This window comes from Bacillus thuringiensis (assembly GCF_001182785.1).
Classification (GTDB): domain Bacteria; phylum Bacillota; class Bacilli; order Bacillales; family Bacillaceae_G; genus Bacillus_A; species Bacillus_A thuringiensis_S.
On record NZ_CP012099.1, the window covers coordinates 372,748 to 391,872 of the forward strand.

A 19,125-nucleotide genomic window follows, 5' to 3' on the forward strand; every position below is an offset into this window, starting at 1 on the left:
TATAAAAGTCAGTCATCATAAGCTTCATACTTAGGGGGATGTATATGTTATTACAAAAAGAAAGAGAAGAAATTGTAGCGTATGGAAAGAAAATGATTTCTAGTGGTTTAACAAAGGGGACGGGTGGTAATATTAGTATCTTTAATCGTGAACAAGGTCTTGTTGCGATTAGCCCAAGTGGTTTAGAGTATTATGAAACAAAGCCTGAAGATGTAGTTATATTAAACTTAGATGGTGAAGTAGTAGAAGGAGAGAGAAAACCATCAAGTGAATTAGATATGCACCTTATTTACTATAGGAAGCGTGAAGATATAAATGCGCTTGTGCATACACATTCTCCTTACGCGAAGACGATTGCATCATTAGGATGGGAGCTTCCTGCTGTGTCATATTTAATTGCTTTTGCAGGCCCGAATGTCCGTTGTGCGCCGTATGAAACATTTGGTACGAAGCAATTAGCGGATGCTGCTTTTGAAGGCATGATTGATCGTCGTGCTGTGCTACTTGCAAATCATGGTTTAATTGCTGGTGCAAATAATATAAAAATGGCGTTTACTGTTGCAGAAGAGATTGAGTTTTGTGCTCAAATTTATTATCAAACGAAAAGCGTCGGAGAACCGAAGCTTTTGCCAGAAGATGAGATGGAGAATTTGGCGAAGAAGTTTGAAGGGTATGGGCAGCAGTAAAATGAAGCAAAAACACCCTCAAGAAAAGATCTTGAGGGTGTTTGTTACGCTTTTTTTAGTAACAAATACATAAAGTAAGGAGCCCCAATTAAAGCAACGACAATACCTGCTGGGATGCCATTAGGATCAACGATATTTCGTCCAATTGTATCTGCTAGTAGTAATAACCATCCGCCAATTAAAACGGCGATAGGCATGAATATTTGATGCCTTGGACCTACTAAAGATTTTGCGATGTGAGGAGCCATTAATCCAATAAAGCTAATTCCTCCTGTTACGGAAACAGCAGCGGCAGCAAGTGCAACGGCTGCGATTAATAAGTATCTTCGTTCTTTTTCAATTTCAATTCCAACACCGATTGCGACCGGTTCGTTTAATGCTAGAATGTTTAATCGATTTGCTTTATAGAAGACAAATGGGATTAATACAATTAGCCATGGAAGCATTGCTAAAACAAATGTCCAGTCATCTCCCCAAATGTTTCCGGCAATCCATTTTGAGATAAAGTCCACTTTCATACGATCAGCGGATGAAATAAGGACAATCATCGCTCCAGATAGTGCAAATGCAAAACCGATACCGGTTAATGTTAATCGGATTGGTTGAAGTCCAGTTGATTTACTATATGAAAATACGTAAATTAGAACAGCTGTCAGAAATGCTCCGATAAATCCAACTACAGGTAGTAAGTAAAGAAATGAACCTACGTCTATTGGAAAGTATAAAAAGAAAATAGCAACAGCAACACCGGCCCCAGAGTTGATACCAAGAATACCAGGTTCAGCTAAATCATTTCGGGTAATTCCTTGCAGAATAGCCCCTGATAAAGCGAGAGCCATACCAGCTAATAATGTAATGACAATTCTAGGTAGTCTTAAAGAGTATAAAACGAACTCCTCTTTAAAAGTCCCTTGCCCCATTAATGTTGGGAGTAGTCGATCATAAGATAAAGATGCTGAACCAAGTCCCATTCCAACTACAATGGTTGTGATGATTACTATAAGTAAAGCGAGTATAATGAGACGCTGTTTTCTTAAAATAGATTGCATCATGAGAATGTTTTTCCTCCTTTACGTACAATGAATAGGAAGAATGGTAATCCTACAATCGCGACAATTGCCGCAACTGGTGTTTCGTACGGAGCGTTAATAGTACGTCCGATTGTATCTGCAAGTAGCATAAAGGAAGCTCCAGCAATTGCTGACACCGGTATAACAAATCGGTAATCTGGACCGACAATTGGGCGTACCATGTGAGGTACCATTAAACCGATAAATGCCATATTTCCAACAAGCGCTACAGATGCACCTGCAAGTAAGATAATAATGATAAATAAAATAGTTTTAATAACAATAATTTTTTGACCTAGTCCAATAGCCACTTCCTCACTGAAACTAAGAACTGTCAATTTTTTTGCTAGTAAGATAGCGATAAAGATACTAATTGAAATGACTGGAATAATAATTTTTAATTGGCTCCAAGTTGTTCCAATTACGCCCCCAGCAGTCCAAAGTGATACATCTTGTGAAATTTTAAAGTAAATGCCGATTCCTTCTGAAATTGCGAGTAGAAATGCTGAAACTGCAGCGCCCGCTAATACAATTCGAAGAGGAGAAAGGCCGCCTTTTTTCACCATACCAATTCCAAATACCATAATTGCGCCAATTGCAGCACCGATAAAGCAAGCTAATGTTAAGTAAAGATAGCTGATGGAAGGATTGAAAGCAAGTGTTAGTGCAAGCGCAGCATTTGCTCCACCAGAAAGCCCTAACAATCCAGGATCCGCAAGTGGATTCCGTGTTAATCCTTGCATAATTGCTCCGGAAACGGCTAATCCAGCTCCTACAAAAATAGCAGCAACTTCACGTGGTAAACGTATTTCTCGAATAATAGATATTTTGTCTCCTTTAGCGGAGGAAGTGAGTGCTAACCATACATCTTTTATCGAAGTATCTGCAGCACCTAATACCATTGCAACCATAAAAATAAGAAAGAATGCAATTAAGCTTAAAATTAGTTTGTATGTAAAAGCTATAGAACGTGGATTGTCATGATCTTTTGTCATTCGTTTCACATCTTTTCTGTTCATAGAATAAAGGAAGAGGAATTCTTAAATTAAGAATTCCTCATGTTTGTATTATTTACCAAGAAAGCTCTTCTTGAAGAAGTCTAGTTGGAAATCTAATGTAAGTGGGTCATTGAAATAGAATTCCATCATGTTTGCTTCATATACACGATTATTTTTTACTGCTGGGATGTTTTTATATGATTCTGTCTCTTGGAATGAGTTATCAGTATCTTTATTTTTACTTACGATTAAGTAATCACCAGCAAATTCAGGTAATACCTCAGTAGATAATGCGTAGTAACCTTCTTTTAATGCTTTTTCTTTTACTTTTTCAGGCATTTTTAATTTCATTTCTTGGTACAGAATTTCTGTTCCGCGGCCCCAGTTTTCGCCGTATACATAAAGCTGTTTGTTGAAGTTTTCTACAACAGAAACTGTTGCATCTTCACCGATTTTTGCTTTAATTTCTTTACCAGCTTCTTGTGCACGTTTCTTGAAGTCATCAACCCAAGTTTTTGCTTCTTTTTCTTTGTTTAATAACTTACCAATTTCTAAATGCTGTGTTAAGTAATCAACTTTTCCGTAAGTGTATGTTACAGTGGGAGCAATTTTCTTTAACTTATCGACATTTTTAACATTTGATAAACCAATGATTAAATCTGGATTTAGTTCAGCGATTTTTTCAACATTTTCATCTGATACTTCAGCAACATCTTTAAGTTTACTATCAAAACGTGGGTTTTGTTTAGACCATGAATCTACCCCAACAAGATTTACACCTAATGACATTACGTTACCAGCGAATGATGATAATACAACAACGCGTTTTGGATTTGCAGGAACTTCTACTTTACCATTTTCAGATTGGTATGTAATTGTTTCTGATTTACTATCTTTTGCATCGTTCTTTTTGTCTGTAGAGCCATTGCTACAAGCACTCATAACAAGAACGAAAAGAACTGTTAGTGAAATAAATAACTTTTTCATCGTCTTTCTCCTTTAACATAGATGATATGTGTATACAATAATTTGTTTAACTGTAATCTTTTTGAAAGAGTAGTGGTAAAGCAAAATAATTTATTAAAAATCTTGAATATGAGATTTTATAATATAGTATTAACCATATTAATGAAAGAAGATGTAATCTCAAATTTGCTAATTATTAACAAAATGATAATGATTATCACTATTGATTCTTTAAATAATATAATTTTATATAGGTGTATTGTCAATAGTAATTTTGATTGTAAATTTTGCGGAAACAGGTTATATTTTATTGAGAATGATAATCAATGATTAATAGCTGAGGAGTGAGCACGAATGAATCGAGAAGAATTGTTTGATGTAACCGTGATAGGCGGAGGACCTGCAGGGCTTTATTCAGCTTTTTATAGTGGACTCAGAGAAATGAAAACGAAAATAATAGAATTTCAACCACATTTAGGTGGAAAAATACATGTGTATCCGGAAAAAATGATTTGGGATGTAGGAGGACTATTGCCAGTTACAGGTGATAAGTTAATTGAACAACTTGTACAGCAAGGGTTAACATTTAAGCCGGAAGTTGTATTAGATACAAAAGTAGAATCGATTATTCGTAATCAAGATGGTACTTTTACATTAAAAACAAGTACTGGCGAAGAACACTTTTCAAAAACAGTTATCGTCGCAACAGGAAGTGGTATATTGAAACCGCAAAAGTTATCTATTGAAGGTGCTGAGCGATTTGAAGTATCGAATTTAAATTATACAGTTAAATCTTTAAAGCGTTTCAAAGGTAAAACAGTTATTATTTCCGGTGGAGGCAATTCTGCTGTTGATTGGGCAAATGAATTGGAACCAATTGCGAAAAAAGTGTATGTAACCTATAGAAAAGAAGAATTATCTGGTCATGAAGCACAAGTAAAACAACTTATGAACAGCTCAGCGGAGTGTTTCTTTAATACATCGATTACAAAATTAATTGCTGGTGATAATCATGAAGCGATCGAATATGTAGAATTAACAAATCATGAAACAGGTGAGGTTTCTCATTTGCCTATTGATGAAGTTATCATTAATCATGGATATGAACGCGACATTACATTATTAGAAAATAGTGAGTTAGACGTTGCAATTATAGATAATTATTATATTGCAGGTAATGCAAATAGTGAGTCTTCAGTAGATGGATTATATGCTGCTGGAGATATTTTAAAGCATGAAGGGAAACTACACTTAATTGCAGGTGCATTCCAAGATGCTGGAAATGCTGTGAATAAAGCAAAGCAATTTATCCAACCAGATGCAAGTGAGTACGGAATGGTTTCTTCTCATAATGAAGTATTTAAGAAGAGAAATCGCGAACTGATTAAGCAGATGATGAAATAATAAGGAACAAGTATACCCCCACATACTTCTCTATTCAAATGGATGAGAGATGTACGTGGGGGTTTTCCTGTTTACTATATTTTCAATCATTATAATGACACCGGTTTCATCAGTTCATATGATATGAACATTTTTATTGGTAAAGCATCTTAGAAAACAATTTAGCTATGTTTTGCTTACGCAGAACATGGCTAAATTACGCTGTCCCTTTAGCGCGTTCATTAGGAAATGGCATATTTAGTATAGAAGCAATATATTGTTTTCCATGTTTTCGAGCCAATGATTCTAATATTTGACGGACGCGTTTTGTAAGATGGCCTTGTTTTTTGATGGCTTCACAATATGCGTCATAGAAAGCATATTTAGCCCAAAGGAAATCATCTTGTTGGAATAAGAAATGATTTTTGTACCATTCACCAATTGTATGATAACAATTGTTTTCATGTATTGCTGTGCTTTGAGAAAGAAAACGATCAGATAAAGATACATTCAAATGAGAAATTGTGTTTTCTGTTTCAACTTGTAGTGTTTTTTCTAACATTGTAATGATGTGACGAGTAGCCATATGTTAACTCTCCTTTGTGTAAATGGGTAATACCATTCTATATTTAAAAAATTCTTACTATATAATACTATACAATATATGGAATGCATCTACCTGCTTTTTGAACTGCATTTACAAAATCTTTTTTATTTGTTTACAAAAATAAAGTAAAGTAAGATACAGTATAGATGAAAAAATAATAAAGGAATGAACGCATTGTATATAACAGTAGAAGAGACCGCGGAGTATTTGAATTTACCAAAATCGTATATTGAAGAGTTAATTCAGCAAAAGAAAATTCGTGCGCTATTCGATGGAGAGCAATATTTAGTAAATAAAGAACAATTCAATACGCATTTAGAACAAATGGAGAAATATAAGCAGTTAGTGGAAGAAATATTAAACGAACCAATTCCAGAAGATATGGATGTTAAAGACGAAGACTAAACTTTGGGAAATCCCGTATGAAGATATGCAGAAATGTATCTTCATACGGGATTTTTTGTCTAAAGGTATCGAAAGCCTAATGGGCATGCAGAATTCCTTATGTTTTTGATAGGTAGTAGTCTACCATGTTAAAAGCATATTTTTTTCTAGCTAGGACAAACATAGAGAACGTAACCTGTACAGATACATATACTATCAGTGCAAAAGCTTATAAATTAATGGAAGGGGTTTTCTCGTGAGTTTATTTCATTGTGATTTTCTGAAAGACTTAATTGGATCTTTTGTGAGAGTAAACAGGGGTGGTCCAGAATCTCAAAAAGGGACAATAGTCGCAGTATGTTCGGATTACTTTGTATTAAAGAATGAAAAAGGAGAGCTCTATTACTATCAGATTCGTCATCTGAAAAGTGTTACAAAAAATGCGAAAGATTGTAAAGCAGATGATTGCAGATGGTTGGAATGTGAAGATGACTTTGAAAAGTTACTTCAAAGCTTCAAATATTGCTGGGTAAAAATTAATCGTGGTGGCCCAGAGAAAGTTGAAGGTATTTTACAAGATGTTTCTTGTGAATTTGTGACATTGATTGTAAAAGAAGAAGTTATATTAGTTGCAGTATCTCATATTAAGAGTGTCACAGTAGCTTGTAGAGATAGTGAAGAAAGCGACAGTGAAAGCAATAGTGAAAGTGATAATTCGAGTCGAGCTCGCGCACAAAGACAGTCAAGTAGAGGCAGATAATAAGAAAGGAGGATACAAATTTGGAAAGTATATTATGCTGTGAGCAAATTAAATGCTTAGTCGGTGAGACTGTAAAAGTAAATCTTCGTGGACCAGAGAGTCGAGTGGGGGTACTTGTATCGTTAGGGAGAGATTACCTTACATTACAACTTCCTCTTGGTGAATTAGTATATTACCAATTGAAACATGTGAAGAGTCTAGCTAAGAAAGTGAAAGAAAGTAAATGTGGCGATTGCTATGTTTCATGTTTCTGCTCTGATGATGATAATTTCGTCGATGTATTACGTGACTTGAAGTATAAGTGGATAAAGATTAATCGTGGCGGCCCAGAGTGTGTGGAAGGATTATTAAGTGAAGTGCATGAAGAATGTATTACACTAGTAAACGGCGATGAAGTCATTTATATCATTAATTATCATATTAAGAGTGTGAGTCAAGTAGTGAAATGTAAAAAGAATGAAGATGAATAATGTTTAATAAATAAGAGGGGCATTATGAGGGAAAGAGAAGAACAATTCCTTATTTCGATAGTATGAAAAGGAATTACTTACTATTAATACAAAACATTGCCCTGATTATTTTTTTTGAAACGGAAGATAGGAAAGCTGATATTTATAGGAAGGAGGATATAGATGAATGAGTTGAATAAAAGTATTGGAGAAAATATATATGTTAAATTAATCGGTGAAAAAAGATTTAAAGGCGTATTAATTGATGTAGGAAATGATATTGTTGTTCTTTACAATGGACAAGATTACGTATATATATCGTTATATCATGTACAATACTATAAATTTTTAAGACCATATGACGAAGAAATATCAAAACCAGATGTTGATTCTGTAATTAAGAGGGAATCCCCTTCAATTTCTTTGAGAAAAGTATTAAGTACTTCTAAAGGGATTTTTACAGAAGTTTATGTAGCAGGAAATGCTCCAATACATGGTTATGTTACAAGTGTGATGAACGATTATATTGTTTTTTATAGTCCGGTTTATAAAACGGTATATATATCTTTAAAGCATTTAAAATGGTTAATTCCGTATAAAGAGAACCAAGTACCGTATGCCCTCAATAAAAATGAACTCCCCGTAAATCCGTTAAATATTACGTTAGCTAGAACGTTTGAAGAACAGCTTATTAAAATGACAGGGAAAATTATGGTGTTCGATTTAGGTGAGGAGTCCAATAAAATTGGAAAAATGGCGAAAATTGATGAAGGTCATATTGAAATATCAAAAGCACGTGATGCAAAAATGTATGTGAATATTCAACATGTAAAATCCGTCCATTGTCCGTAGATTAGTTGGAAGGGCTGGCTTTTTCTTTTATATGCAGAAGAAAAGGTCGAGCCTATTTATTTAGTTTAATTTGGATATGAGGGGAAAAATGAATTGAATATAAATATATTATAGTGGAATCTTGTTTTGAAGAATTTGCACTAATTTATAAAGAAATGTGTACGAGCTATCTTTTATGTATTCAATTTATTTTTTGAGGAGGAGCTGCTCAATTAATTTATTAAAGGGGTTTTGTTTGTGGAGCAGTTTCCGAATTCGTTATCAATTACATTGCTTGGTAGTGCTGGTGGAGCAGCAAAAGCAGTTTTAGCAATTTTAAATCAAGCGATAGCAAATGAAAAAGATCCAATTTATGAAGTATTAAAGAATGCCAAATTTCATTTGGTGGATATAAAGCAAAAAGATAGGACTTATTATGATGAGTTGTTTTCGAATTTGAAAAGTCAATTATATTTATATGAAATAAACCTTCATAATGTAGTGGAATTTAAACAACATTTAAAAGAAAAAAGAACGAGTGTTGTGATTGATGTTTCAGGGGCAGATACAATTAGAGTATTAAGCTGCTGTAATGAACTAGGAATTTGTTATATTAACTCAGCCTTGGAAAATGAGGCAGTAGATCAGGACGATAGCTTAATCGGCTTTCAGCTTACGGAAAGATATACAAGGTTTGAGAAGGAGAAAGAGAAATTTACAAATACAAAAGCAATTATAGGTTCAGGTATGAATCCAGGTGTTGTTCAATGGATGGTTGTTGAGCTTATGAAGGAACGACCAAATGAAAGGCCAAGAGCATGTTATATTGTAGAACATGACACGTCGTTTTTGAATGATACAGCACTTATAAAGCCACATACACTTTATGCTTCATGGGCAGTAGAGCGATTTTTAGATGAAGCAATCTGGAGTTATCCGATGTATATGAGTCATCATCGTCCTCTTTACTTTTATGAAGATGTATATGCTTCAGAGTATAAAGTGAAGTTAGGAGAAAAAGAATTCTATGGTTGTTTAATGCCACATGAGGAAGTATTAATTTTAGGGAAAAACTTTAATATGGAAGTTGGTTTTCTTTACCGAATTAATGAGTATACAACAAATATAATTAGACAGAACTTAGATCAAGTAGAAGATTTATGGAACTGGAATCGTAAAGTATTTAATCCAGCGGAAGAAGAGGTTGCTGGAGAAGACCTGGTCGGTGTGTTACTCGTTTATGAAAATAGTGAGACATATATGTATAATGTGATGAATAGTAGCCAAGTTTTTCGTAAATATAAAACGAATGCAACGTATTTTCAGGTAGGGTGCGGGATTTATGCAGGCTTGTGCAGTATATTTTTAGATCAATTTGAACAAGGTGCTTATTACGTCGAGGAGTTGTTATTAAATACAGAAAGTAAGTACGGTGAATATTTAAATTTATATATGAGGGATTTTGTAGTAGGGCATAATAATTTTACGGATGGATTGTTACATGATAGGGTAAGGTGGATGTAAGTTGTTACTAAAAGGAAGGAGAGCTCTCCTTCCTTTTAGTATTATAAGGTTAAATATTGCCCTGAAAGCAATTTCATACTTATAATTTAAGGAGATAACATATAAAACGTTATTTTTTGTATTGATCATGAGGAGTATTCATATGAACAAATTGAAAAGCTTAATTTATGAAGAAAGAGAAGCTTTAAAAGTATTTTTATTGTTATTCTATATTATATTTTTTTTATATGACGTTATTTATTACTTTGTGTATCCGGCTATGGACATTAATGGTGCAAGGATAGGATGGCCAGAAGGTGGTATGGGGATAGGGGTTTATATATTAGTAATATCTTTATTTCCTATTTCAGTATATCTTCAAAAAAAAGGTTATGTATATTTTGTGAAATATTTGTTTTTAATTGGGTATATGTTTATTGATATCATAAATAATTTAATGATTTATTTAAACAGTAATCGTGTTTTTGAAAATGGAAATATGGTTGAAATATTGTTAATTTTATTTGCGCCGATATTTGTGAATAGAAAGTATTTTTACTTAGTTTCTTTTAGTGTAATTGGAAAGTATGTATTTTTCACTTTGATATTACAAGATATTAAAGTTGTGATTCCACTTGTTTTATGTATATTCTTTTTTATTATTTCACATTCTTTATTAAAACGATTTCAATCTTATGTAAGAACAGTGGTTGAAATGATGAACAATATGAAAGAGACGGAAAATTTAGCAGTGATTGGGACTATGTCTACAACGATTGCCCATGAAATTCGAAATCCGCTAACAGCGTTAAAAGGGTTTACGCAAATGCAAAAAGAAAGAAACCCAACTGATACGATGAGCTACAACATTATGCTACAAGAAATTGAAAGGATTAATGGATTTGTTAGTGAATTGATGTTGTTAGGAAAGCCAAAGCCAACAAATTATGAAAGATGTAATATACGAGCCATTCTTCTATATGTTGTGCAGCTAATGGAAAGTTATGCAACGCAATATAGAGTTAAATGCCATTTACAAGTAGATGGGAATTTACCGGCTATAAACGGTGATGATAAGCAATTAAAACAAGTGTTATTAAATATCATTAAAAATGGAATAGAATCAATGCCAGAGGGTGGAGAAATTCATATCCGTGCATATCAAAAAACGCAAGGACATTTGTGTATTTCTGTCGAAGACCAAGGATTTGGTATAGAGAATGAGAAATTAGGAAAAATCGGCAAGGCTTTTTACACAACAAAGGAGAATGGTACAGGACTTGGATTAATGATTACATATAAAATTATTAAGGAACATCAAGGAAGTATCACAATTCAAAGTAGTGTAGGAGTAGGAACGAAAGTAGAAATTTTTCTGCCGACCGTTTAATGTATTGGGAGAAAAGATTTTTCAGAAAAGTGTTCTTGTTGTGTAAATATAAACATTTTATAAAATGTTTCAAGAAGGGTTTTTTTTATAAAATACTTCGTTTATAATGGAGGAAAATATCGACATGAGATTGGTTGCTCATGTAACGGTTCAGTAGTGTTACGAAAAGATAAGAAGGGGTGCACGCGCATCCTTTTTTCTATGCAGATATTATGAAAGAGGTGGTATGATGGAATTAACATTAAATTCGACTGTATGTTTACATACAATTCAATTTCGAAAAGAGCAAAAGAATTATATTGTAAAAGATACAATTACAGGAGAAAAATATGAAATGCCGCCACTTTGGATTGATGCACTAGCAATGATGCGTGACGGTTTTTTATTGGGTGAAATTGAGGAGAAATTAAAAGAAGAGTATCCAGCTGAAGAAGTAAATATGTTAGCGTTCACGAGGCAATTGTTAGAGTTGGAACTTGTTGAAATGGTAGATGGTGAAGAGATAGCTTGCACAAAGAAGAAAGAGATTGATTGTTTAGCTTGGGTACGTCCTCGTGTGGAACAATTCTTTCTTAATTTAAATAGAAAATATAGAAGCAAAGGTCAGTAATGACCTTTGCTTTTTTTGTAGCTCCATTTAAAAAATAACAGCAAATGCTCTTGCGAAAGCACCGTCACTATTTTTAATTTTTAAAGGTGCTGCTGAGAAAAAGAAACGTTTTGCTTCGATAGCATCTAGATTTGTTAAGTTTTCAATTAAATAAATATTATTCCCTAATAATATGTGATGAATCGGTGATGTTTCTGTTGTAACTTCATCAGGAGAAATGAAATCTAAACCGATAGATTTTACTTTTAATTGAACTAGTTCTTCAGCTAATTCTTCAGAAAGATAAAATGCTTCTTTCTCATAAGCTTCTGTATTCCATTTAGTGGATAGATTGGAATGAAAAATAACAATATCACCTTCTTTTATGTCAGTATTATGCAATACTGCCTTAGGTAATTTTCGCTCTTGAATATGTGTTACATCTATAAGAACAGCTTCGCCTACAAATTGATCTAGCGGTAATTGATCAATAGTTGTTGCTCCTGAAATAAAATGCGCAGGAGCATCACAATGCGTGCCAACATGAACGACAGAATGAAAATCTGTAACTTGATAGCCTGCTTCTTCAACGCTTGTAACAGCTTCTAGTTGTATTTTAGGTGTTCCAGGAAATTGAGACATATTATTTTCAAATGTTTGCGATAGATCAATTACTTTCATTTTACATACCTCCAATATATGTTTTTCAAATAATAAAAAGCTCATCCTTCAGTATCAAGAAAGATGAGCTTTACATGCTAGTTGAGTTTTATCTTCCAAAATGCAATGCATTTTGCAGGAATTAGCACCTATTCAGTTTGTATAAACTGAGGTTGCTGGGCTTCAAAGGGCCGGTCCCTCTGCCTCTCTTGATAAAGAAGTATTCAGTTTTTAAAATCGGAATTTTCCGATAGTTAAATTGTAATTCATTTCCTTTTTGCGTGCAATATAAAATAGGTATTCACCCAAATAAAGCTGCTCGCATATTGTAGCTTATGTAAATAGAATGCTGCGAAGGAGTGAGTGCAGTGACAGGAAATGTACTGAATTACTATGCTGGTGGTAATACAGCTAGGGGATTTCACAATTTATACGAAGAGAATTTAAAAGGATTAGACAGATTATTTATCTTAAAGGGTGGCCCAGGAACGGGAAAATCTTCTTTAATAAAGGCAATAGGTCGTGAATGGGTTGGAAAAGGATACGATATTGAATTTTTACATTGTTCTTCTGACAATAAATCGGTTGATGGTGTAATTATCCCAAAATTAAAAGCAGGAATTGTTGATGGGACATCGCCGCATGTTATTGAGCCAAAAATGCCAGGAGTTGTTGAAGAGTATATAAATTTAGGAATTGCTTGGGACTCAGATAAGCTAAGGAAGCAGAAGTTAGAAATTGAAAGATTTGTTTCAGAAGCAAGCAAAGCTTTTCAGTCTGCTTACGCACGTTTTAAAGAGGCATTGGTTATACATGATGAGTGGGAGAAGATATATATTGATAATATAGATTTTAATAAAGCAAATGAACTAACCGATCAGCTAATCCAGAAATTATTTGCAGATAAAGGCGGGAGACAATCGCTTGTAAAACATCGTTTTTTAGGAGCTGCTACACCGAAAGGGGCAGTTGATTTTGTTCCTAATTTAACAGAAGGGTTACCACATCGTTATTTTATAAAAGGGCGCCCAGGCTCTGGAAAATCAACGATGCTCAAAAAGTTAGCTAAGGCAGCTGAAGAAAAAGGGTTTGAAGTTGAAGTATATCATTGCGGATTTGACCCGAATAGTCTTGATATGGTTATCGTAAGAGAATTAGGCTTTGCAATTTTTGATAGCACCGCACCACATGAATATTTTCCAAGTCGCGAGGGTGATGAAATTATTGATATGTATGCCCTTATTGTTACGCCAGGGACGGATGAGAAATATGCGAAGGAAATTCGTGATGTTTCCATTCAATATAAAGCAAAAATGAATGAGGCGATGTCTTTCTTAGCGAAAGCAAAATCGGTTCGTGATAAATTAGAACGAATTTATATTGCTGCTATGGATTTTTCAATAGTAGATGCATATAAAGATGAGATTCAAAAAGAGTTTGAACGAATTGCTACTACTGTAATCGAAAAGCAACAATAGATGTTCCGTTTTGCTGTCAGTAATTTCTGACAGTTTTTTTAGTATGTAGTAAAATTAGTAGTGTATTTGTCGAATTTCCAAGGAAATAATCAAAAAATAGAGGTGTTATGAAATGAGAGAGAAAATCGAGTTGGAGTTAGAAAGAATTGAAAAAGAGAATGATGTGAAAATTTTATTTGCGGTAGAATCAGGGAGTCGTGCTTGGGGGTTTCCATCGAAAGATAGCGATTATGATGTTAGGTTTGTTTATATACATCCGGTAGAATGGTATTTATCAATTCATGATAAACGAGATGTAATTGAATATCCAATTAGTGATGATTTAGATATAAGTGGTTGGGATATTAGAAAGGCATTGCAACTATTCGCGAAGTCGAACCCAGCTTTACTTGAGTGGATTCGATCACCAATTTTTTATTCGAAAAACTCTAATTTTCCAGAACTACTTCAACAGATGAGTGAGAAGAATTTTGATCCAAAAGCAACGATATATCATTATTTACATATGGCGTCGAAAAATTATCGTGAATTTTTGCAAGGTGAGAATGTAAAGCTGAAAAAGTACTTTTATGTATTACGTCCCATTTTAGCTTGTAAGTGGCTAGAAGAGAAAGCAACTTTACCTCCTGTAGAATTTGACCGATTGATTACAGAATTATCATTAGAACGTAGTGTATTAGATGAAATTGAAAAGTTGTTAATAAAGAAAAAAGCAGGTACTGAATTAGATGTTGGATTGAAAATTAAGGTGCTAAATCAATTTTTAGAAGAACAAATTCATTACTATCAGCAGTATGTAAAAGGAATTGAAAAGGGATCAGGGATCGATATTGAGAGTTTAAATACATTGTTTCGAGATACGTTGTTTGAAGCATATGAAAAAGAGCACAAGTAAGTTGAACTGCACCCCAATTGTTAGACACAGTCTAACAATTGGAGGTGCAGTTTTTCTATGGCTAAATTTACAGCTGATGAAAAAATACAAATCGTTCTACGTTATTTGAACGGAAATGAAAGTTATCGAGAACTGGGTAGATCGCTCGGTATAAGTGACACAATCATTTTGAATTGGGTAAACCAATATAAACAGAATGGTCTGGAAGCTTTTCTAAAACGATGTACAAATTACACACAACAATTTAAACTAGACGTACTAAACTTTATGATTGAAAACGGTATGTCCTTATTTGAGACGGCAGCTATCTTTAATATTCCTGCCCCTTCAACGATTTCTGTTTGGAAAAAACAGCTCGAAACACAAGGAATTGATGCCCTTCAATCTAAGAAAAAGGGGCGTCCATCCATGAAAAAAGATTCAAATAAACAATTAAAACAACCTTTAGCTGAAGGGTCAGTCGAAGCACTTGAAGCACGCATTAAACAGCTTGAGATGGAAAATGAGTACTTAAAAAAGTTAAATGCCTTAGTTCAAAACAAGGAAAAATCACAAAACAAGACAAAGCGCAAGTAGTCTATGAATTAAGGCATAAATATTCGGTCAAGGCACTCGTGGAGCTAGCTACTATTCCTCGAAGCACGTATTATGATTTAGTAAAGAAAATGAATCGTCCAGATGTAGATGCCGATTTGAAAGCTGAGATTAAAGCGATTTATGAGGAAAATGAAGGTCGTTATGGTTACCGTCGCATTCGTGATGAATTAACGAATCGTGGCCAGAAAGTGAACCACAAGAAGGTTCAGCGCATTATGAAAGAGCTTGGGTTAAAGTGTGTTGTGCGTATGAAGAAATATAAATCCTATAAAGGAAAAGTCGGTAGAATTGCACCTAATATTTTAGAGCGTAATTTTCATACAGATGCACCGAATCAAAAGTGGGTAACAGACATCACAGAGTTTAAATTGTTTGGAGAAAAACTGTATGTATCACCTGTATTAGATTTGTATAATGGTGAAATTATTACCTATACAATTGGTTCTAGACCGACGTATTCGCTTGTTTCAGACATGTTAGAGAAAGCATTGGAACGTTTACCCGAAACCCACCAGCTACTGATGCATTCGGATCAAGGATGGCATTATCAAATGAGACAGTACGTCCGGACACTTGAATCAAGAGCTATCGTCCAGAGTATGTCTCGAAAAGGAAACTGTTACGACAACGCAGTAATAGAAAATTTCTTTGGGATTATGAAGTCGGAGTTCCTCTACATAAAAGAATTTGAAAATGTAGAGCACTTTAAAATAGAATTAGAAAAATATATAGATTATTATAATACGAAACGGATTAAGGCAAAATTAAAAATGAGCCCGGTACAATACCGGACTCACTTTTATCAAGCTGCCTAATGAAATAACCGTGTCTAACTTTTAGGGGTCACTTCAAAGTTTGTGCTCTTTTTATTTTGTAGGAATGAAGAAAACAGATATAGCTGCGATAAGACCTGCAAAGGAGAATAAGTAAAAATTCCATGCTAAGTCATATTGCATTGTCATAATAATACCGACGAGAATAGGGCCAGAAATTGCACCAACTCGGCCAAGTCCCAGTCCCCAGCCTAAGGAGGTAGCTCGGATATGTGATGGGAAGTATTGTGTTACATATGCATTTAATATTTGAGTAATACCGACTGATCCAATACCAGCAAGGCCAATTAAAAGATAAATGATTGTAACAGATGGTTTAATTGTTAATAGTCCGATACATATGGCTGCCATAAGATAAGAGATGCTAATAACAATTTTTGCTCCTATACAATCAGCAATTGCTCCAGCGAATAATGCGCCGATAGCTGCGGTAATATTTAGTATAAGTAGGAATGACAGACTAGATCCAAGAGGATATCCCGCCTGACGCATCATCTGTGGTAACCAAGTGTTTAAACCGTATATTAGAAACATTCCCATTATATAAGTGATCCAAAAAAGTAGCGTTGCTTTTATGTATTCTTTTGAGAATAAAGTGAAAAATCCATTTTCCTTTTGTATAGTAGATGGGGCTTGATGAGTTTTATTTTTTACATGAAATTCAATTTGAAAACGATTAAGAATTTGGTTCACTTCTTCTTGGCGATTACGTGATAATAAAAATTGAATGGACTCAGGTAAATAGCGAATAATGAAAGGAATAAGGAGTAGTGGAATCATTCCGATACCAAACATAATTCTCCATCCGAAATCTTCTAACATAAACATAGACAAAATAGCACCTAACACGATACCTAAAGGATAGCCCGTAAACATAAGAGCATAAATAAAAGATTGCCTTTTTTGGGGGGAATATTCAACAGTGAGTGCTGAAGCCGTAGGGATAACACCGCCTAATCCGATTCCTCCTATAAATCGAGATAATCCAAATAACTCAGGAGAAGGAGCGATAGCCGCTAAACCCATTGTGATAGAAAAAAGTGCTAAACAGCATATAAGCGTCCATTTACGCCCAATTAGATCTGTAATCGTTCCAACTAGAATAGCCCCAATAAACATCCCAAATAAAGCATAGCTTGCAATTGTACCAGCATGCGCTGGTGATAGCGCCCAGCTTTTGTCTTCTAGGAGCTTTGGTAGAACGGCACCGTAAATACCTAAATCATATCCATCAGCTAAAATGGCTAGCCAACAAATAAAAACAACAAGTTTTGTAATAGAGCTTGAAAAGATAGTTTCTGTAGATTCTAGATGAGGTGGAGCTGAAGGTTGCATAATATTCACCCCTTTTAATTTGTAGATGAATATATTATTTTATTTAATGTTAATATTTTCCTTCTTGGTGTCGAAATTTATCTGAAAAAGTTTTATTACAAATAAAGAAGTTCAACAGTAATTCTGTTGAACTTCTTTATTTGTTTACTCATTATCAACTCGTTTTAACGGTTGATCTGCTGGACCTTCAAGAACGTCTCCCTCAATTGAAAAACGAGAACCATGGCAAGGGCAATCCCAAGTACAATCACCATTATTCCATTCAACTTCACAGCCGAGATGTGTACAAGTTGTATCGACGATATGTAATTTACCTTCTTTGTCCTTATAAGCACCTGCTCGTTTACCGTTAACATGTACGACAGATCCTTCACCAACTTCGAGATCTTCTGGCTTACGTAATGCGGTTTCAATCTTTCCTTCAATTAAATGTTTCGCAACATCAATGTTCTGGGAGAGGAACATTTTTATATCTGGATTTGCATGGAAGCGTGATGGTGCATATAGTTCTTCATAGGGACTGTGGACTTTTAGGATGGAGTCCTTCAGTAGGTGAGCGGCAGCAGTTCCAGTTGTCATTCCCCATTTGCGATATCCAGTTGCAACAAATATATTTGGATTTCTTTCGTTAATATGTCCGATATAAGGGAGTTTGTCTAGAGTAATTAAATCTTGTGCTGACCATCTATAAGGAACTTCATCTACTCCAAAAGTTGCTTCAGCAAAAGAGTAGAGTGCTTCATAATGAAGCATCGTATTTATTCCTTGTCCTGTTTTATGACTTTCCCCACCAATCAAAATCAATTTTTCTCCATTATCTGTTATATAGCGTAAGGAGCGTTTTGGATCATCAATACTTAAATACATGCCACCTGGATAATCCGTTTTTGCTTTTATTGCAAGAGCGTAGGAGCGTTCTGCATACATTCTCGTAAAGAAAAAGCTATTCGCATCATAAAAAGGAAAATGTGAACAAGAGACGACATATTCACAAGTGATATGATGGCCATCCTTTGTAATTATTTGTGGATAATCCCCTTTTTCGACATCCATAGCTGTTGTTTGTTCATAAACTTTGCCGCCCATCTCCACAAACTTTTCTAAAAGTGTTTTCAAATAAAGGAGGGGATGGAATTGTGCTTGATTTTTCATGACAAGTGCAGATTGTACTGGAATAGGAATTGATAGAGATTGAACGTAGTCACAAGGTATATTTAATTTTTGATAAGCTTCATATTCTTTCGATAAATTTCTTAATCCATTATCAGTAGTTGTATATAAATATGAATCTTCATTTGAGAAATTACAGTCGATTTTATATGTTTGAACAGTTTCATTTATGAATTGTAGAGCCTGATTATTTGATTCATAGTAAAGCCCGGCCTTTTCTACACCGAAATGAGTTATTAATTCATCATAAATAAGATCATGTTGTGCTGTTACTTTCGCTGTTGTATGTCCAGTCGTCCCGTGTAAAATACGACCAGAATCAATTAAAACAACATCGATGCCTTCTTTTGCAAGTAAATAGGCAGTAGTAATACCTGTAATACCAGCACCGATAATAGCAACTTTCGTCTTTATATTTTCGGATAAACGAGGGAAAGTAGGAAACTGAGTAGATTCAATCCAATAAGATAGCGGCAGTTGTGGAAATGTATCACTTGTCATTGCGGAAACCTCCTGATTTTAGAACAATTTTCCTTTTAAT

At 34.3% G+C, this 19,125-nt stretch carries 19 protein-coding genes and 1 riboswitch; of the genes, 12 read left to right on the forward strand and 7 right to left on the reverse strand.

The annotated features are described in order from the left end of the window. The first annotated feature begins 44 nt into the window (after positions 1-44). On the forward strand, positions 45-686 hold the full coding sequence (locus AC241_RS02000; RefSeq protein WP_000926555.1) for an L-fuculose-phosphate aldolase: 642 nt from the start codon (positions 45-47) through the stop codon (positions 684-686). A gap of 44 nt (positions 687-730) precedes the next feature. Here the strand turns inward: AC241_RS02000 and AC241_RS02005 are convergent, their stop codons facing one another. Genes AC241_RS02005 through AC241_RS02015 form a run of 3 tightly spaced genes read right to left on the reverse strand, consistent with a single transcriptional unit; the run spans position 731 to position 3,741 of the window. Next, on the reverse strand, positions 731-1,738 hold the full coding sequence (locus tag AC241_RS02005) for a FecCD family ABC transporter permease (protein WP_016083701.1): 1,008 nt from the start codon (positions 1,736-1,738) through the stop codon (positions 731-733). Beyond that, positions 1,735-2,775: a FecCD family ABC transporter permease gene (locus AC241_RS02010; protein WP_050842452.1), complete on the reverse strand. Its 1,041-nt coding sequence runs from the start codon at positions 2,773-2,775 to the stop codon at positions 1,735-1,737. The genes AC241_RS02005 and AC241_RS02010 overlap by 4 nt, the downstream gene beginning before the upstream one ends. A 48-nt stretch (positions 2,776-2,823) precedes the next feature. Continuing rightward, positions 2,824-3,741 (reverse strand): iron-hydroxamate ABC transporter substrate-binding protein, encoded by a 918-nt coding sequence (locus AC241_RS02015; RefSeq protein ID WP_016083700.1) that lies wholly within the window; start codon positions 3,739-3,741, stop codon positions 2,824-2,826. Positions 3,742-4,074: 333 nt separating this feature from the next. On the opposite strand from AC241_RS02015, the gene AC241_RS02025 reads away from it, so the two are divergent. Further along, complete coding sequence (locus AC241_RS02025; protein ID WP_001078268.1) at positions 4,075-5,124, forward strand: NAD(P)/FAD-dependent oxidoreductase; 1,050 nt, start codon at positions 4,075-4,077, stop codon at positions 5,122-5,124. Positions 5,125-5,320: 196 nt separating this feature from the next. Here the strand turns inward: AC241_RS02025 and AC241_RS02035 are convergent, their stop codons facing one another. Beyond that, complete coding sequence (locus AC241_RS02035; protein ID WP_000235474.1) at positions 5,321-5,689, reverse strand: hypothetical protein; 369 nt, start codon at positions 5,687-5,689, stop codon at positions 5,321-5,323. A 186-nt stretch (positions 5,690-5,875) separates the two neighbouring features. Here AC241_RS02035 and AC241_RS02040 point away from each other — a divergent pair, with 186 nt between their 5' ends. The 7 genes from AC241_RS02040 to AC241_RS02070 all read left to right on the forward strand — a co-directional run bounded on the left by AC241_RS02040 (position 5,876) and on the right by AC241_RS02070 (position 11,637). Beyond that, a complete protein-coding gene (locus tag AC241_RS02040; RefSeq protein WP_001998970.1) occupies positions 5,876-6,115 on the forward strand; it encodes a helix-turn-helix domain-containing protein in 240 nt (79 codons plus the stop codon). A gap of 235 nt (positions 6,116-6,350) precedes the next feature. Continuing rightward, a complete protein-coding gene (locus AC241_RS02045; protein WP_050842455.1) occupies positions 6,351-6,854 on the forward strand; it encodes a hypothetical protein in 504 nt (167 codons plus the stop codon). 20 nt (positions 6,855-6,874) lie between these two features. Next, on the forward strand, positions 6,875-7,324 hold the full coding sequence (locus AC241_RS02050; RefSeq protein WP_050842457.1) for a hypothetical protein: 450 nt from the start codon (positions 6,875-6,877) through the stop codon (positions 7,322-7,324). Positions 7,325-7,486: 162 nt separating this feature from the next. Next, entirely contained in the window at positions 7,487-8,155 is a 669-nt protein-coding gene (locus tag AC241_RS02055; protein ID WP_001004281.1) for an LSm family protein, read from the forward strand. 237 nt (positions 8,156-8,392) lie between these two features. Then, positions 8,393-9,658 (forward strand): S-adenosylmethionine decarboxylase related protein, encoded by a 1,266-nt coding sequence (locus AC241_RS02060; RefSeq protein ID WP_050842459.1) that lies wholly within the window; start codon positions 8,393-8,395, stop codon positions 9,656-9,658. 142 nt (positions 9,659-9,800) lie between these two features. Further along, positions 9,801-11,027, forward strand: coding sequence for an ATP-binding protein (locus tag AC241_RS02065; RefSeq protein WP_016083695.1), 1,227 nt, complete (start codon positions 9,801-9,803; stop codon positions 11,025-11,027). A 229-nt stretch (positions 11,028-11,256) separates the two neighbouring features. Beyond that, positions 11,257-11,637 carry a hypothetical protein gene (locus AC241_RS02070; protein ID WP_016083694.1) on the forward strand — a complete coding sequence of 127 codons (381 nt, stop codon included), beginning with the start codon at positions 11,257-11,259 and terminating at the stop codon, positions 11,635-11,637. Positions 11,638-11,664: 27 nt separating this feature from the next. Here AC241_RS02070 and AC241_RS02075 read toward each other — a convergent pair whose 3' ends face one another. Further along, a complete protein-coding gene (locus AC241_RS02075; RefSeq protein WP_016083693.1) occupies positions 11,665-12,297 on the reverse strand; it encodes a cyclase family protein in 633 nt (210 codons plus the stop codon). An 85-nt stretch (positions 12,298-12,382) separates the two neighbouring features. Further along, a riboswitch (SAM riboswitch) is annotated at positions 12,383-12,495 on the reverse strand. Between the two features lie 149 nt (positions 12,496-12,644). Here AC241_RS02075 and AC241_RS02080 point away from each other — a divergent pair. From AC241_RS02080 to AC241_RS32460, 3 genes are all read left to right on the forward strand, one after another. After that, positions 12,645-13,754 (forward strand): PRK06851 family protein, encoded by a 1,110-nt coding sequence (locus AC241_RS02080; protein WP_050842461.1) that lies wholly within the window; start codon positions 12,645-12,647, stop codon positions 13,752-13,754. A 112-nt stretch (positions 13,755-13,866) separates the two neighbouring features. After that, positions 13,867-14,649: a nucleotidyltransferase domain-containing protein gene (locus tag AC241_RS02085; RefSeq protein ID WP_043937475.1), complete on the forward strand. Its 783-nt coding sequence runs from the start codon at positions 13,867-13,869 to the stop codon at positions 14,647-14,649. Between the two features lie 57 nt (positions 14,650-14,706). Next, positions 14,707-16,061 (forward strand): IS3 family transposase gene (locus tag AC241_RS32460; RefSeq protein ID WP_098630116.1). Its coding sequence is split into 2 segments (ribosomal slippage): positions 14,707-15,160 and positions 15,160-16,061, totalling 1,356 coding nucleotides; the frame shifts between segments, so codons are not numbered across the junction. Positions 16,062-16,112: 51 nt separating this feature from the next. On the opposite strand, the gene AC241_RS02100 is transcribed toward AC241_RS32460, so the two are convergent. Then, positions 16,113-17,414 (reverse strand): MFS transporter, encoded by a 1,302-nt coding sequence (locus AC241_RS02100; RefSeq protein ID WP_050842463.1) that lies wholly within the window; start codon positions 17,412-17,414, stop codon positions 16,113-16,115. Between the two features lie 144 nt (positions 17,415-17,558). After that, positions 17,559-19,085 carry an FAD-dependent oxidoreductase gene (locus AC241_RS02105; protein WP_050842465.1) on the reverse strand — a complete coding sequence of 509 codons (1,527 nt, stop codon included), beginning with the start codon at positions 19,083-19,085 and terminating at the stop codon, positions 17,559-17,561. Between the last annotated feature and the right edge of the window lie 40 nt (positions 19,086-19,125).

Excerpts from the sequence above, each read along its gene's own strand:
- AC241_RS02075 (WP_016083693.1), bottom strand. The coding sequence starts at position 12,297 with ATGAAAGTAATTGATCTATCGCAAACATTTGAAAATAATATGTCTCAA.
- AC241_RS02055 (WP_001004281.1), top strand. The coding sequence starts at position 7,487 with ATGAATGAGTTGAATAAAAGTATTGGAGAAAATATATATGTTAAATTA.
- AC241_RS02000 (WP_000926555.1), top strand. The coding sequence starts at position 45 with ATGTTATTACAAAAAGAAAGAGAAGAAATTGTAGCGTATGGAAAGAAA.
- AC241_RS02065 (WP_016083695.1), top strand. The coding sequence starts at position 9,801 with ATGAACAAATTGAAAAGCTTAATTTATGAAGAAAGAGAAGCTTTAAAA.
- AC241_RS02035 (WP_000235474.1), bottom strand. The coding sequence starts at position 5,689 with ATGGCTACTCGTCACATCATTACAATGTTAGAAAAAACACTACAAGTT.
- AC241_RS02085 (WP_043937475.1), top strand. The coding sequence starts at position 13,867 with ATGAGAGAGAAAATCGAGTTGGAGTTAGAAAGAATTGAAAAAGAGAAT.
- AC241_RS02040 (WP_001998970.1), top strand. The coding sequence starts at position 5,876 with ATGAACGCATTGTATATAACAGTAGAAGAGACCGCGGAGTATTTGAAT.
- AC241_RS02070 (WP_016083694.1), top strand. The coding sequence starts at position 11,257 with ATGGAATTAACATTAAATTCGACTGTATGTTTACATACAATTCAATTT.
- AC241_RS02015 (WP_016083700.1), bottom strand. The coding sequence starts at position 3,741 with ATGAAAAAGTTATTTATTTCACTAACAGTTCTTTTCGTTCTTGTTATG.
- AC241_RS02025 (WP_001078268.1), top strand. The coding sequence starts at position 4,075 with ATGAATCGAGAAGAATTGTTTGATGTAACCGTGATAGGCGGAGGACCT.
- AC241_RS02010 (WP_050842452.1), bottom strand. The coding sequence starts at position 2,775 with ATGAACAGAAAAGATGTGAAACGAATGACAAAAGATCATGACAATCCA.
- AC241_RS02005 (WP_016083701.1), bottom strand. The coding sequence starts at position 1,738 with ATGATGCAATCTATTTTAAGAAAACAGCGTCTCATTATACTCGCTTTA.
- AC241_RS02105 (WP_050842465.1), bottom strand. The coding sequence starts at position 19,085 with ATGACAAGTGATACATTTCCACAACTGCCGCTATCTTATTGGATTGAA.
- AC241_RS02100 (WP_050842463.1), bottom strand. The coding sequence starts at position 17,414 with ATGCAACCTTCAGCTCCACCTCATCTAGAATCTACAGAAACTATCTTT.